At 62.4% G+C, this 14,743-nt stretch carries 14 protein-coding genes, 1 tRNA gene and 1 pseudogene; 13 read left to right on the top strand and 3 right to left on the bottom strand.

Annotated features, from left to right (window positions below; genetic code table 11):
• The first annotated feature begins 51 nt into the window (after window positions 1-51).
• The 6 genes and pseudogenes from rodA to IPK59_18230 all read left to right on the top strand — a co-directional run bounded on the left by rodA (window position 52) and on the right by IPK59_18230 (window position 4,887).
• Complete coding sequence (gene rodA, locus IPK59_18255) at window positions 52-1,203, top strand: rod shape-determining protein RodA (protein ID MBK8160621.1); 1,152 nt, start codon at window positions 52-54, stop codon at window positions 1,201-1,203.
• Between the two features lie 124 nt (window positions 1,204-1,327).
• Window positions 1,328-1,403: transfer RNA gene (locus IPK59_18250), tRNA-Lys, on the top strand.
• A 496-nt stretch (window positions 1,404-1,899) separates the two neighbouring features.
• Window positions 1,900-2,103 (top strand): hypothetical protein, encoded by a 204-nt coding sequence (locus tag IPK59_18245; protein ID MBK8160620.1) that lies wholly within the window; start codon window positions 1,900-1,902, stop codon window positions 2,101-2,103.
• Complete coding sequence (locus IPK59_18240; protein ID MBK8160619.1) at window positions 2,100-2,582, top strand: hypothetical protein; 483 nt, start codon at window positions 2,100-2,102, stop codon at window positions 2,580-2,582. Before IPK59_18245 ends, IPK59_18240 begins: the two co-directional genes overlap by 4 nt.
• A gap of 17 nt (window positions 2,583-2,599) precedes the next feature.
• Window positions 2,600-3,357 (top strand): annotated as a pseudogene (locus tag IPK59_18235) (response regulator transcription factor).
• A gap of 36 nt (window positions 3,358-3,393) precedes the next feature.
• Window positions 3,394-4,887, top strand: a complete 1,494-nt coding sequence (locus IPK59_18230; protein ID MBK8160618.1) for a sensor histidine kinase — start codon at window positions 3,394-3,396, stop codon at window positions 4,885-4,887.
• Here the strand turns inward: IPK59_18230 and IPK59_18225 are convergent.
• From IPK59_18225 to puuE, 3 genes are read right to left on the bottom strand one after another with little or no spacing between them, the layout of a single operon-like run.
• Window positions 4,884-5,375 carry an ureidoglycolate lyase gene (locus IPK59_18225; protein MBK8160617.1) on the bottom strand — a complete coding sequence of 164 codons (492 nt, stop codon included), beginning with the start codon at window positions 5,373-5,375 and terminating at the stop codon, window positions 4,884-4,886. The two genes, IPK59_18230 and IPK59_18225, sit on opposite strands and share 4 nt — an antisense overlap.
• Complete coding sequence (gene alc, locus IPK59_18220) at window positions 5,372-6,373, bottom strand: allantoicase (GenBank protein MBK8160616.1); 1,002 nt, start codon at window positions 6,371-6,373, stop codon at window positions 5,372-5,374. The genes IPK59_18225 and alc overlap by 4 nt, the downstream gene beginning before the upstream one ends.
• The gene (gene puuE / locus IPK59_18215; GenBank protein ID MBK8160615.1) at window positions 6,370-7,290 is read right to left on the bottom strand and encodes an allantoinase PuuE; all 921 of its coding nucleotides are present in this window, start codon (window positions 7,288-7,290) and stop codon (window positions 6,370-6,372) included. The genes alc and puuE overlap by 4 nt, the downstream gene beginning before the upstream one ends.
• 271 nt (window positions 7,291-7,561) lie before the next feature.
• Between puuE and IPK59_18210 the strand changes: the two genes are divergently transcribed.
• The 7 genes from IPK59_18210 to deoA are packed head-to-tail and all read left to right on the top strand — an operon-like array spanning window position 7,562 to window position 14,738.
• Window positions 7,562-8,554, top strand: coding sequence for a BMP family ABC transporter substrate-binding protein (locus IPK59_18210; protein ID MBK8160614.1), 993 nt, complete (start codon window positions 7,562-7,564; stop codon window positions 8,552-8,554).
• 52 nt (window positions 8,555-8,606) lie between these two features.
• On the top strand, window positions 8,607-10,184 hold the full coding sequence (locus tag IPK59_18205) for an ABC transporter ATP-binding protein (GenBank protein ID MBK8160613.1): 1,578 nt from the start codon (window positions 8,607-8,609) through the stop codon (window positions 10,182-10,184).
• The gene (locus IPK59_18200) at window positions 10,181-11,311 is read left to right on the top strand and encodes an ABC transporter permease (protein ID MBK8160612.1); all 1,131 of its coding nucleotides are present in this window, start codon (window positions 10,181-10,183) and stop codon (window positions 11,309-11,311) included. The genes IPK59_18205 and IPK59_18200 overlap by 4 nt, the downstream gene beginning before the upstream one ends.
• Window positions 11,304-12,269, top strand: coding sequence for an ABC transporter permease (locus tag IPK59_18195; GenBank protein MBK8160611.1), 966 nt, complete (start codon window positions 11,304-11,306; stop codon window positions 12,267-12,269). The genes IPK59_18200 and IPK59_18195 overlap by 8 nt, the downstream gene beginning before the upstream one ends.
• Window positions 12,266-12,664, top strand: a complete 399-nt coding sequence (locus IPK59_18190) for a cytidine deaminase (protein ID MBK8160610.1) — start codon at window positions 12,266-12,268, stop codon at window positions 12,662-12,664. Before IPK59_18195 ends, IPK59_18190 begins: the two co-directional genes overlap by 4 nt.
• Complete coding sequence (locus IPK59_18185; GenBank protein ID MBK8160609.1) at window positions 12,661-13,461, top strand: purine-nucleoside phosphorylase; 801 nt, start codon at window positions 12,661-12,663, stop codon at window positions 13,459-13,461. The genes IPK59_18190 and IPK59_18185 overlap by 4 nt, the downstream gene beginning before the upstream one ends.
• Complete coding sequence (deoA, locus tag IPK59_18180) at window positions 13,461-14,738, top strand: thymidine phosphorylase (protein ID MBK8160608.1); 1,278 nt, start codon at window positions 13,461-13,463, stop codon at window positions 14,736-14,738. The genes IPK59_18185 and deoA overlap by 1 nt, the downstream gene beginning before the upstream one ends.
• Window positions 14,739-14,743 lie beyond the last annotated feature (5 nt).

The following is a 14,743-nucleotide window of genomic DNA, read 5'->3' as shown; positions in this document are numbered from 1 at the left end:
GGCAATTCGGCACAACAACCCCATTTGGCGGGAGCGTCTAGCATGTTTGCCATGACGCCGATGGGCAACAAGCAGAAGAAGGTCTCGCTGGGCGAGAAGCTGGTGCAGCTCAATTGGAGCCTTGTGCTGCTGGTGACGGCGGTCGCGTCGATCGGATTTGCCATGCTCTATTCGGCGGCACACGGCAATGCCGAGCCCTGGATGGCCGCGCAGATGAAGCGTTTTGGCCTGGGCCTCATCGGCATGCTGGTGCTGGGTCTCATCGACCTGCGCCTCTACATGCGCTTTGCCTACACGTTCTATGCACTCGCCTTCGTTCTTCTCGTCTATGTCGAATTCCTGGGTGAGATCGGCATGGGTGCCCAGCGTTGGATCAATCTCGGCTTCATCCAGCTGCAGCCTTCGGAAATGATGAAGGTCGCGTTGGTCCTCAGCTTGGCGCGCTATTTTCATGGTACGGACTGGGAGGCGGTCGGCAAGCCTTGGGTCCTCATTCCGCCAACGCTGATGGCTGTGGCACCGGCGGGCCTGGTGATGAAGCAGCCAGATCTTGGTACAGCGGTCACGTTGATGATCGTCGGTGGCGCCATGTTCTTTGCTGCCGGTGTCAGATGGTGGAAGTTTGCGATCATCATTGCCATCGGCGTGGTGGGCGCATACTTCGCCTGGAACTCCGACCTGCTGCACGACTATCAGAAGGCGCGCATTCTTACTTTCCTCGATCCGGAATCAGACGTGCGCGGCGCCGGCTATCACATCATCCAGTCAAAGATCGCGCTTGGGTCTGGCGGGGTCTGGGGCAAGGGTTTTCTGCAAGGAACGCAAAGCCATCTCGATTTCCTGCCGGAGCGTCAGACCGATTTTATCTTTACCATGTTTGCCGAAGAGTGGGGGCTGGTGGGTGGCGTCGTCCTGCTGACGCTCTATTCGATGCTGGTACTCTACGGTGTTGTGATTGCACTCCGCTGCCGAAGCCAGTTCGGCAAGATGATGGCGTTCGGTCTCAGCTTCAATCTGTTCACGTATTTCTTCATCAATACCGCCATGGTCATGGGCCTCATTCCGGTGGTCGGCGTGCCCCTGCCGCTGATTTCCTATGGCGGCACCGCGATGATGACGGTCCTGGCCGGATTCGGTCTGATGATGTCGACCTATGTCCACCGGGACGCCAAGATCGGCCGCTCTGGTCGCGAGGAAAATTAAGCCTTGCAAACAGCGCGGTAAGTCCCGGGACTAACTGTTGAATTTTTGTTATCGACAGGCCGCGGGGCGTTTGCTATACCGCGCGCCGACCGGACCTTCTGGTCATGGCCAGGGTTGGCCGCGCGGGCGCATAGCTCAGTCGGTAGAGCAGCTGACTCTTAATCAGCGGGTCGTAGGTTCGAGTCCTACTGCGCCCACCATTTTCTTCCGCGAAACAGTTTCCTCATCACCCGTCCCGCGGGTCCTGCTGCCTTGGCACGCCATCACCCTTCGGCGTGGCCTTGCCGGCGCCGCCGATTTCGCGCGAAGCCTGGCGGTAGCGAATGATCGGACGGCCATTGGTTATCTGGCGGTGACCTTGGCAGAACTGCCGCAATTCGAAATCACCCCGGCAGCCCGAAAGGTGCGGGCACTAGGTCGGTCCATTCGCGGCCAGGACTGCCGGTAAGAGGCCCTGGTCGCGACCTGGGGCCGTGGTTGTGGCCAGGCAGCGTGGTGTGATTTCTGTGATAAATCATCTAAATCGCTGTGGTTTGGCTCGGGCATTTGACCGCTGCGCGAGCGAATTGGCTACATTCTGGTGTTGCCCCACCGCCATGGCTTGATCACTATCTTGTAGCGATCGGGTTTGCCGGCTATCAGCAGGCCACGATACGCCAAAAAAGACAGCCTCCGGGCGATGCCAAGAGTAGAAGCATGACACGACGCGTGATTTCGCAGCTTGTTAACGGATTTGTCGCGGCAATGCTGCTTTCCGCTTGTGCCGTGGGCGATCAGGATAGGCAGAAGCCGGCCATTGTGGTGGCGAAACCTGTGGTTAAGGCAGAACCACCCGAAGAGCCGGTCATTCCCAAACTGAAACCTAAGACCCCAAGAAGGCGCCAGCATCGCCAAGATTGACTGAACCGGAACCGGCAGAGGATGCCGCGGCCGGCGCTTTGGCGCCAGATGGTCCGGCGGGACAACTCGTCGAAGCGGTAGAAAAGGACGCGGGCGACGCAAGCGGCATGCCCCTTGGCTCGCCGATGGGCAGTTCTTCGAACGTTGGCGGTGTTCCGGCTGGAGACCTTGCAACGCTTCCCGCACCGGCCGTCGTTCCGGCAGAACCGGAACCCGTGTCCAAGATTGCCTCGCCGGATGAGCTCAAGAGCAAGGCGGAATCCGAAGTCATTGCGCTCCTGGGAAAGCCCGTCACGACCCGCAGCGAAGGGACTGGAACGGTTTGGACATATCGCGCGGGAACTTGCTCCCTAGATGTCTATTTCTTCCTCGATGTCGCTGACAATCGACGGCGGGCCCTGAGCTACGAGATGGTGCCCGAGGACGACCTAACCCAAGGCTGCTACAAGGCCCTCAAGGAAGCTCAACATGTGCAATAAAGATCGGAACAGAACCAATGGCTGAGGCCACACGCATTGTCGTCGTTGACGATGACGATCTGTTTCGCCCCATGCTGGTCGGCAATCTGTCGGAAGCTGGGTTCAGCGTGCGTGAGTTTTCTGCGCCTGATGTCGCCCTCGAGGAATTGAGTGCAGAGAGCGTGGCTCCGGAAGCGACGATCGACCTCCTGATCCTCGACTGGAAGATGCCCGGACTGACCGGCCTCGAACTGCTGCAGCGTTTGCGCCAGATCGGCTTGATGACCCCGGCGATATTCTTGACGTCGCTGGATGACGTCATCTACGAGGAGGCGGCGCTCAAGGCGGGGGCCATCGATTTTGTCGGCAAGACCCGCAGCTTTGCCATTCTCCAGCGTCGTATCGAACTGGCGCTCAGCCGGTCTGAAGTTGCCGAAGGGCAGGGTGATGCGCATGCCTCGGCGGACGGCATCCTGCAGACCGGCCCATTGCAACTTGATGCGGGTTCCCATGCCGTGAGCTGGCATGAGCGACCCGTGAGCCTGACCCTGGGTGAATTCAAATCAGTGGCGCTGATGGTGCGTGCCGGGCGCGACGTCAGCTACCGCGAGATCTATGATGCCCTGCGCGGTGAGAATTTCGCGGCTGGCCAGGGGCCCGATGGGTATCGTGCCAATGTGCGCGCATTGATCAAGCGCGTGCGCCAAAATTCATCGCCGTCGACCCGAGTTTCGACGCAATCGAGAATTTTCCGGGCTTCGGCTATCGCTGGCGCGCGGCCGGCAAGGAACCATAAGACCAGGGGATCATTCTGGGGCGTTCGGGGGAAGGGATGCTGCGCGCGTTGTTTGGATCGGTTCTGGTGAAGTTGGTGCTGCTCGGGCTTGTATTCCTGAGCGTGCCGATGATCCTCTATGGCCGCTTCGCCACGGTTGATGAAGAGCGCCAGCAATTGCTGCTGGGCAACCTCCAGAACCAGGGCTATCTGCTGTCGCAAGGTCTGGAACTCGCCTTGCGCGCCGAAGGGGCCAAAGCGCCGGTTGCCGCTGCCGATTGGGTGGCACGACTGGGCACCAGCAGCTTGCGCATAAAGCTCCTGATGCGGCCTGTGGGCGAGCAACAAAGCTTTTATTACGTGGCCGCCTTTCCAACGGTCGATGCCGCCTATCTCGATGCCGAGAGGGAGGCGCTGGTGGCCACCGGTATCCTTGGCAAGGTCGAGGAAAGCTGTGCCGGCAATCGCAGCCTCAGCCAGACCTTTACCGGCCCGACCGGCACCATTGAGATTTTGACGTCGATCTCCCCCTTCCATACCGAAGTCGGTTGCTGGGCGGTCATCACGGCCTATGCCGAGAGCGATCCTGCCGGCACGACGCTGGCGCGTCCCTTTGCCTCAGCTCCAGAGGTGCGCTGGGCCGGCATCTTCTATGCGATGATGGCCTTGCTTATTCTTGCGGTTGCCGTCTCGGTGGCGCTGGGCCTTCGGCGCTTTGCGCGCCTCGCGCGACTCATTCGCCGCGCGCCCGGGCGGCGTCAGATCAGCTTTGCCAATGCGACGCCGGTGCCGGAACTCAAGCCCGTCGCGGTGGAATTCGACAGCCTCGTCACCACGCTGGAAACCTCGGCGCGCTCGATCCGCGAAGCGGCGGAAGAAAACGCCCACGCGCTGAAGGCGCCCATTGCCGCGATGGCGCAGGCGGTGGAGCCCATCCGCCGCGTTGCCAACGCCATCAATGACGATCGCGCCAAGCGCGCGGTCGAGACGATCGAACGAGCGCTGGAACGGATGGAGGATCTGGTTGCCTCCGCGCGGCGGATCGACGAAGCCATCGCCGAAATGATCGATGCGCCGTCCTCGCCGATCAAGCTGTCCTCCATGGTCGAGAACACGGCCCGCGCGTTTGCCGAAGCTCATGGCAAGAATGTCAAGATCGTGGCCAATGTAGAGGCCGGCATCAAGGTAGCGGCCAGCGAAGAGGCGCTGGAGACAGCAATTGAGAACCTGGTCGACAATGCGGTGAGCTTCGCGCCACCGGGATCGACCGTGCGCCTGGAACTGAAGCAAGGCGGCGGGCGAGCGCGCCTCGCCGTCATTGATCAGGGGCCGGGGGTGCCGATCGAACTGCTGCCGGCGATCTTCGAGCGGCATGTCTCGCACCGGCCACAGTCGAATGGCACGGTCGGGCGCGCCTCGGGCGGTCCGCATTTTGGCCTTGGTCTCGCGATCGTGCGGCGGAACATCGAGCTGATGGGTGGGCGCGTTTCCGCGCGCAATCGGCCTGAGGGTGGTTTTGAAGTGACGCTCAGCCTGCCGCTGGCGACTTAGTCGGTCAGGTAGATTTCTTCGCTGTAGGAGATCTCGTCGCAGTTTTTGCCGACGCCGCCGCGATCGATGACCAGGAAATCCTGGGAATCGTCGAGTGCGATGAGCGGGTGATGCCAGGTACCCCGCGCGTAGTTGACCCCTTGCGAGCCCACTGTCTTGAAGCAGCGCAGATCCGAGGGTCGCGGCGCATCGCCGGCACGCGCAACCAGCACCAGGAAGGAGCCGGGCTGAAGCGGGATGAAAGCCTGCGATGACAATGGATGGCGTTCCATCAAGGCAATTCGTATCGGCAGAAGCCGCGCCTTGGCCCGGAAGATGTTGAGCAGCGGTCGACCATTCGCCTCGGCCACGTCGATCCTGGTCAGGTCATGATATCGTTCGGCATAGCCGTCATTGATTGTGTAGTGTTTCGCCGCCGCATCGCCGTCGATGACGTCGCCAAAGGGGGCGAAGGCCTCGCGGGTCAGTGGCTCGATCCTGATGTTCATGCCGGCAATCCCCACAGGCGCAGGCGCGACACGCCGCCATCCGGAATGACATTCAGCCGGACATGGCTGATCGGGCCCAGATCGACAATCTCGCTGCTGTAGCTGTGCTGCCTGTCCATCGTCATATTCTGTTCCGGGAGCAGGTCCCGCCAGAACATCGATTGCGTGACGATGGATTGTTCGGTTGAATTCCCCATCATTGATGCCTGGACCGAGCAGCGATCGGGGTAGTTTCCCTTGAAATGGGCTGTGTCGATTTCGATTTTCGATATCCGGCCCGGGGCGCCCAGGGCGATGATGCACCAGTCATTCCCGGGTTCGCGCCGCCGCCGCGTTTCCCACCCGTCGCCCATGTTCACGCCGCGTCCTGGAAAGAGCAGGCGCATCGGCGTGCCGTAATGCTGGTCAGAGCAGGCGATGGCATAGGCGCCAAGCTCCACGGCGGCGAGATTGAGTGGTTTTGAGCGATCGAGCGTCGTCCAATCGACCGCTGGCCGCCCATAGGCGCGCAACCTTGCTATCCCGCCATCCGGATAGATGTTGAGTCTCACATGGCTGAACACGCCGTCGCTCGCGACCGGCATGAAATGATGGCTGTCGCCTTTCAGTGACGAAGCCGGCACGATTGTCTGCCACACTGTCTTGGCGTCGGGCGTTCCCGTCACAAGGCAGGCGTCGATCGAGGCAGCCGGCGGGTAGTTGCCGGTGAAATGACTGGTGTCGATGTCGAAACCCCTGATCCGGCCGGGAAGACCCAGCTTGCAGATACAGTGATCGTGGCCTTCGCTGCGTTTGCGGCGGCTCTCCCAACCATCCATCCACTTGCCGTTCTCATCATACTTCCCGGGGATAGACGTTGCCGGCTCGGGGTTGAGCATCCGCTCCTTGGGCGCAAAAAAATCGTCGCTGGCGGAGAGCGCCTCGGCACCCAGGCGCGGGTCCAGCAGATTGATGACGGATGCACCGAACGGGTGCTGGTCGGTAACCGGGATGCTCATGCCGTCTCTCCAAAGGGATGATGTTCGCGCCAATGCCGCGCAATGTCGATGCGTCGGCAGAACCAGACCTTGTCATGGCCACCCGCATGTTCAATGAACCGCTCCAGCGACCGCAACCTGCCAGGCCGTCCGATCAGCCGGGCATGAAGGCCGATCGACATCATGCGGGGCGTCCGGTCACCTTCCGCATAGAGGACATCGAAACTGTCGCGCAGATAAGCGAAGAATTGATCGCCGCTGTTGAAGCCCTGCGGCGTCGCAAAGCGCATGTCATTGGCGTCGAGCGTATAGGGCACCATCAGCTGCGGCGGTCCGTAGAGCGTCGACCAGAACGGCAGATCATCGCTGTAATCGTCGGCATTGTAGAGAGATCCGCCCTCTTCGGCGACCAGGCGGTGGGTGTTGGGACCGGTGCGTCCGGTATACCAGCCAAGCGGCCGCTCGCCTGTTGCCTGCCTGATCGCCTCGATCGCGCGGCGGATATGATCCCGTTCGGTGGCCTCGTCGACGTTCTGGTAGTTGATCCAGCGATAGCCATGGCTGCAGATCTCGTGGCCCGCCTGGTGCATCGCCCGGATGATCGCCGGATGCCGCTCGACCGCCATGCCCACGGCAAAGATGGTGAGGGGAATGCCCTGGCGCTGGAACAGATCCAGCACCCGCCAGGCGCCGACCCGGCTGCCATACTCGTAGATCGATTCCATGCTGAGATGACGTTGATCCACAATGGGCTGGGCGCCCACGATCTCGGACAGGAACGATTCCGATGCCGCATCGCCATGCAGCACGCAATTCTCTCCGCCTTCTTCATAGTTCAGCACGAACTGCACGGCGATGCGGGCATCCCCGGGCCAGTTCGCCCGAGGTGGCCGGTTGCCATAGCCGATGAGATCGCGCGGATACTTCTCCCCCGGCATCTGTCGCTGCCCCCTGATTCCATGCCTATTTCCGACCAACAGCTTACACCGCGAAACCCGCCTTTTGGGCAGCGCGGCTGTCACGCGAAACTCTCACAATCTTTCTTTGAAAATACCGCGCCGAGGATCATCTTTGACCGATCCAGGGGATATCCAGGTTGATTCCTGTCCAAAGGGTCAGCATTATCCCCCCAAGACTGGTGGCCAATTCACTTCGGCCATCTGGCTGACGACAAGAAACGGCCAAAAGGCCCAATTTGGGAGACGTGAAATGAACAAGTACGTGTTGCAGGCCGCCACGGCGCTGGCCCTGGTCTTCGCCGCGGGTTCCGCCTCGGCCGAGCCGGCCGTGGTCTACGATGCCGGTGGCAAGTTCGACAAATCCTTCAATGAGGCCGCCTTCAACGGCATCGAGAAATACAAGACCGAAACCGGCGATACCTATCTCGAATTTGAAGTGCAGACCGACGCCCAGCGCGAGCAGGCATTCCGCCGCATGGCGGAGAAGGGTGCCGATCCCATCATCGGCATCGGCTTCAGCCAGGCCGATGCGCTGACCAAGGTTGCCAAGGAATTCCCCGACAAGCATTTTGCCATCATCGACATGGTGGTCGATCTGCCGAACGTGCAATCGATCGTGTTCAACGAACATGAAGGTTCGTTCCTGGTCGGCATCCTCGCCTCGATGGCCAGCAAGTCGGCCAAGGTCGGCTTCATCGGCGGCATGGATATTCCCCTCATCCGCCGCTTTGCCTGCGGCTACGAGCAGGGCGCCAAGTTCGCCAACAAGGACGTGGCGGTCACTGAAAACATGACCGGCACCACGCCCGCCGCCTGGAACGACCCGACCAAGGGCACCGAATTGGCCAAGGGCCAGTTCGACCAGGGTGTCGACGTGATCTTCGCGGCGGCCGGCGGCACTGGCACCGGCGTCTATCAGGCCGCCAAGGATGCCGGCAAGCTCGCCATCGGTGTCGACAGCAACCAGAACCATCTCCATCCCGGCACCATGCTGACCTCGATGCTCAAGCGCGTCGATGTTGCCGTCTACAATTCGGCCAAGGCCGTGAAGGACGGCAGCTGGAAGCCGGGCGTCACGGTCATGGGCCTTGCCCAGGACGGCGTGGGCTGGGCGCTCGACGACAACAACAAGTCGCTGATCACGGCGGATATGAGTGCCAAGGTCGAGGCTGCCAAGGCCGACATCATTGCCGGCAAGATCCAGGTCCATGATTACATGGCCGACAATACCTGCACCTACTAACCCGGTTCGATATCCAACTATGCCACCCGTCCCTCACGGGCCGGATCAGGCGATGAAGGCGGCGGCGTCTCCCCATTCAGTTACTGGGCGGGCGCCGCCGCCTGCCATCGCACTGATCGAAATCAACAAGCGTTTCGGCAGCGTCCAGGCCAATCGCGATGTTTCTCTGCGTGTCGAGAAAGGCACGATCCACGGCATCATCGGTGAAAATGGCGCCGGCAAGTCGACCTTGATGTCGATCGTCTACGGTTTCTACGACGCCGACAGCGGCGCCATCGAGATCGATGGCAAACCAGCCGTGATCCGCACCTCCGCCGACGCCATTGCTGCCGGCATCGGCATGGTGCACCAGCATTTCATGCTGGTCGACAGTTTCACCGTGCTGGAAAACGTCATGCTGGGCGCCGAAGGCGGCGCGCTCCTCACCGAAGGCGCCGACAAGGCCCGCGCCGAGTTGGTGCGCCTGGCGCAGGAATTCGGCCTGGTGGTCGACCCCGATGCGCGGATCGGCGATCTGCCCGTGGGCGACCAGCAGCGCGTCGAGATCCTGAAGGCGCTGTTCCGCCATTGCTCGATCCTTATCCTCGACGAGCCGACCGGCGTGTTGACGCCCCAGGAAACGGACCAGCTCTTTCGGATCCTGCGTGCGCTCGCCACACGCGGCGTCACCATCCTGCTGATCACGCACAAGCTCAAGGAAGTGCTGGCGGTGACCGACCGGGTGACCGTCATGCGCGGCGGTCAGGTAGTGGCCGACCGGCAAACCTCTGCCACCAATGCCAGCGAACTCGCCGAACTGATGGTCGGGCGCAAGGTGAGGCTCGATCTCGACAAGGTCCCGGCCCGGCCGCATGATGCCGAGCTAACGGTCGAGCATCTCTCCCTTATCGATGATCGCGGTGTTGCGCGTCTGCAGGATATCAGCTTCGCGCTGCGCGCCGGCGAGATCGTTGGCATCGCCGGCGTCTCTGGGAACGGCCAGAGCGAGCTCCTTGAAGTGCTTGCCGGCATTCGCGCGCCGAGCAGCGGGACCATTCATATCGGCGACCAGGTTACTTCGGCGCAGCACCCCGGTGGCCCGGCCAGCCGACGCGAGCTGGGTCTTGCCCATGTCCCGGAGGATCGCCATCGCTTGGGCCTGGTCACAGGATTCCCGGCCTGGGAATCCGCCGCACTCGGCTATCAGCGCGACGCTGCCCTCGGTGGGCGCTTCCTGCTAGATCGGCAGGCGATGATCGACCGTTGCCAGAACATGATGCGTGATTTTGACGTGCGACCACCACAGCCGGAGCTTGGATCAAGCAAGTTCAGTGGCGGCAATCAGCAGAAGCTCATTCTGGCGCGTGAAATGGCGTGCCAACCCAAAATCTTGATCGTCGGCCAGCCGACGCGCGGTGTCGATATCGGCGCCATCGAGTTCATTCACCGCGAAATCATGGCATTGCGCGATCGTGGTGTCGCCATCTTGCTGGTCTCGGTCGAGCTCGACGAAATCCTGGCACTTGCGGATCGAATTCTGGTCATGAACCAGGGTCGCATCGTCGGCGAGATTGCCGGTGACAAGGCTGACGAGCGGCAATTGGGCTTGATGATGACCGGCGGCGCCGAGCCGCAGGTGGTGGCATCATGAGTGCCCGTCCCAGCCAGCTGCCACGCTGGATCGAGATCGGCCTGCTGCCGATCCTCAATGTCCTGCTGGCCCTGATGGTCGCTGGTCTCATCCTGTGGACGATCGGAGCCGATCCGTTCGACGCCATCGTCATCCTGGTCAAGGGCGCCTTCGGCAGCGGCTATGCCTGGGGCTATACGCTCTATTACGCGACCAGTTTCATCTTTACCGGCCTTGCCGTCGCCGTGGCGTTTCATGCCGGCCTGTTCAACATCGGCGGTGAGGGGCAGGCCGTTCTGGGCGGTCTCGGCGCTGGCGCCATGGCACTCGCCTTCGACGATATTCTGCCGGCCCCTGTGCTGGTGCCGCTGGCGATCCTCGCGTCGGCCGTCTTCGGTGCCGCCTGGGCCATCGTGCCGGCCTATCTCCAGGCATATCGCGGTAGCCATATCGTCATCACGACGATCATGTTCAACTTCCTGGCATCGTCCCTGATGGTCTTCCTGCTGGTCGATGTGTTCCGCGATCCCGGCCAGATGTCGACGCAGAGCCGTACCTTCACCGAGGCGGCGACCTTGCCGGAGATGGCGACGGTGTTCAGCTGGGTCGGCATCAAGATTCCCTCGACGCCGCTCAATCTCTCGCTCGTCTGGGCACTGATCTGCTGCGTGCTGGTGACGGTCTTCATCTGGCGCTCGCGTCTGGGTTATGAAATCCGTGCCACGGGCCTTTCACCGCGCGCCGCGATTTATGCCGGCATCAAGCCCGCCCATGTGACCCTGATCGCCATGGCGATTTCCGGGGCACTTGCGGGGTCGGTCGGCGTCAACGAGATCCTCGGCGTGCAGCATCGGTTGTTGCTGGAATTCGTGGCCGGTGCGGGCTTCACCGGCATCGCCGTCGCCCTGATGGGTCGCAATCACCCGTTCGGCATCGTCCTCGCCAGCATCCTGTTCGGCGCGCTCTACCAGGGTGGTGCGGAAATCGCCTTCGAAATTCCCACCATCACGCGGGAAATGATCATCACCATCCAGGGTCTCATCATCCTGTTCTCCGGTGCCCTCGCCTATATGAACCGGCCCTGGGTCGAACGGCTCTATCTGCGGTTGACCGCTTCTCCGGTCACGGAGGCGCCCGTTCATGGATGACATCCTCATCTCCACGCTGGCAGCGACCCTGCGCATGGCGACACCGCTCATTCTCTGTGCCATGGCAGGTCTGTTCTCGGAGCGCTCCGGCGTCATCGACATCGGCCTGGAAGGCAAGATGCTGGCCGGCGCTTTCGCCGCGGCGACGGTTGCCGCCGAGACCGGCTCGCCTTATCTCGCCTTGCTGGCGGGAATCATCGTTGCCATCCTGCTATCGCTGATCCACGGCTTTGCCTGCATCACCCATCGGGGCGACCAGGTTGTCTCCGGGGTTGCCATCAACATTACAGCAGTCGGCCTCACCGTGGTCCTGGGGCATGCGTGGTATGGCCGCGGCGGCAACACCCCCGACCTTTCGCCGGAACAGCGCTTCATGCCGATCACCCTGCCGGGGGCGGATGCCTTGCGCGATGTGCCTGTCATCGGTCTGGTCTACGCCAACATTATCAGTGGCCACAGCCTCATTACCTATGCCGCGATGCTGCTGGTGCCGCTGGTCTGGTTCCTGCTCTATCGCACGCGCTTCGGCCTGCGCCTGCGGGCGGTGGGCGAAGCGCCCGCGGTGGTCGACACTGCGGGCATATCAGTTGTGCGCCTGCGCTATTCCTCGGTGATGGTCGCCGGCCTGCTCTGCGGTGTCGCCGGCACGTTCCTGTCGATTTCGCAGAACGCCACCTTCCAGAAAGAAATGACCGCCGGGCGCGGCTTCATCGCGCTGGCGGCGATGATCTTCGGCAAATGGCGACCCTGGCCGGCCTTCTTTGCCTGCCTGCTGTTCGGCTTCCTCGATGCCATCGCCATTCGCCTGCAGGGTGTCTCGCTGCCTGGCATCGGCCATGTGCCAGTCCCCTTCATTCAGGCGCTGCCCTATATCTTCACGGTCGTGCTGTTGGCCGGCTTCATCGGCAAGGCCGTCGCACCCAAGGCCCTGGGCCTGCCCTATATCAAGGAGCGATGACGATGGATTCCCGCCTGCTCGATGCCGCGCGCCAGGCGATGGCACGCGCACATGCGCCCTACTCGAACTATCAGGTGGGCGCTGCCATCCTGGGTGACGACGGTGTCATCTATGCCGGCTGCAATGTTGAAAATGCGTCTTATCCAGAGGGCTGGTGCGCCGAGACCACGGCCATAGGTGCCATGGTACTGGGTGGCGCCAGAAAGATCCGCGAGATCGCGGTGATCGGGGGTGGCGCGGGTCTCACCACTCCATGCGGCGGCTGTCGCCAGCGCATCGCCGAATTCGGCAATGCCGAAACACCGGTCCATATCTGCGGCCCGGAAGGCCATCGTCGCAGCTTCCGGCTGGGCGATCTGCTGCCAGAATCCTTCGGCAAGGAACATCTCGGATGAGCAATGCCGCCCTCCAGGTGATCGCGCGCAAGGCGCCCGGATTCCGTGCGGATATCGGTCTGGTGCTGGGTTCAGGCATGGGTGATTTTGCCGACAAGGTATTGGACCAGATTGCGCTGCCCTATGCCGATCTCCCGGGCTTTGAGCAATCCGGTGTCAGCGGCCATGCCGGGCGGCTGGTGTTGGGGCGTCTTGGCAAGGTGAGGGTCGCGGTCCTGCAGGGCCGCATCCACTATTACGAACGCGGCGATGCTGCGGCCATGAAGACTCCGATCGAAACATTGCATGGCCTCGGCTGCCAGACCCTCATCCTCACCAATGCTGCTGGCAGTCTGATGCCCGAGGTCGGGCCTGGCGGCCTGATGATGCTGAGCGATCATATCAACTGCGTGCAGGCCTCGCCGCTCTTCGGCATCGCCACCAATAAGCGCTTTGTCGACATGGTGGGCGCCTATGATGCTGAACTGCGCAAGCAGTTGAAGGCGCAGGCGGATAGACAGGGCATTACTCTCCATGAGGGCGTCTATGCCTGGCTCGCTGGGCCGCAATTCGAGACGCCTGCAGAAATTCGAGCCCTGCGCGGTCTTGGCATCGATGCGGTCGGCATGTCGACTGTGCCGGACGTGATCCTTGCCCGGTACTTCGGCATGAAGGTGCTGGCGGTGAGCGCCATCACCAATATGGGCGCCGGCATGAGCGACGAGCAGCTCAGCCACGAACATACGATCGCACAGATGACCGCCGCCGCCGAGAAGCTGACGCGCCTGCTGATCGCCTTTCTGGACTCACAATCATGATGCTGCCGCAGGAGATCATCCGGAAAAAGCGCGACAACCAGCGCCTGAAGCCGGCGGAGATCGAGTTCTTTGTTGCCGGCATCAGTTCAGGTGCCGTCACCGAAGGGCAGATCGCGGCCTTCGCGATGGCGGTCTTCTTCCGCGGCATGGACATGACCGAGCGCGTGGCCCTGACCCGCGCCATGATGCATTCCGGCACGGTGCTGGACTGGGCGCCACTCAGACTGGATGGGCCGATCGTCGACAAGCATTCGACCGGCGGCGTCGGCGACAAGACCTCGCTGATCCTGGGGCCGATCGTGGCGGCTTGCGGCTGCTATGTGCCGATGATCTCCGGCCGCGGCCTTGGCCATACCGGCGGCACGCTCGACAAGTTCGATGCGATCCCGGGCTATCAGACGGCGCCTGATCTCGACACATTCCGTCGCGTGGTGAAAGAGACCGGCTGTGCGATCATCGGCCAGACCGCGGATCTGGCGCCCGCGGACCGGCGCTTCTATGCGATCCGCGACGTGACATCGACCGTGGAATCAGTGCCGCTCATCACCGCCTCGATCCTGTCGAAGAAACTGGCGGCGGGGCTCCAGGCGCTGGTGCTGGATGTGAAGAACGGATCCTGCGCCTTTGCCGCCGAACTCGAGATGGCGCGGGAGCTTGCCGATTCCATCGTGCGCGTTGCCAATGGCGCTGGGGTCAAGACCAGCGCCCTCATCACCGACATGAACCAGGTCCTCGGCCGCACCGCCGGCAACGCGGTCGAGATGCAGGAAGCGATCCGCTGCCTGAAGGGCGAGCCGGCGGAACCGCGCCTGCTCGACTGCACGCTGGCGCTGTCGGCAGAACTGCTGGTGCTGGGTGGCCGGGCAGGGGATGCGCGCGAAGGAAGGCGCCTTGCCGAGCGCGCGCTGGAAAGCGGCCGCGCCGCGGAACAATTCCAGCGCATGGTCGTTGGGTTGGGTGGTCCCGCCGACATCCTTGAGCGGCCCGAGAAGCATCTGGCGGTGGCGCCGGTCATCAAGCCCTGCTTCCCCGAGGATCCGGGCCAGGTGCGGGTCATGGATACACGCGCCATCGGCATGGCCGTGGTGGCGCTGGGTGGCGGCAGGACGCGGCCTGGCGACGGCATTGACCACCGGGTGGGCCTGACCGAGATCGTCGGGCTGGGCGAGGCGATCGGCCCGGACCGCCCGATCGCCATGGTTCACGCCGCCTATCCGCGTCACCGGCGAGGCCACCAAGATCGGGCCCGTCGTGATCGAGGAACTGCGTTAGGGTAGAATGA

The sequence above is a fragment of the Rhodospirillaceae bacterium genome (assembly GCA_016712715.1).
Classification (GTDB): Bacteria; Pseudomonadota; Alphaproteobacteria; order Dongiales; family Dongiaceae; genus Dongia.
Note: the sequence above shows the minus strand (reverse complement) of the source record. Positions and strands in the feature narration are given on the sequence as shown.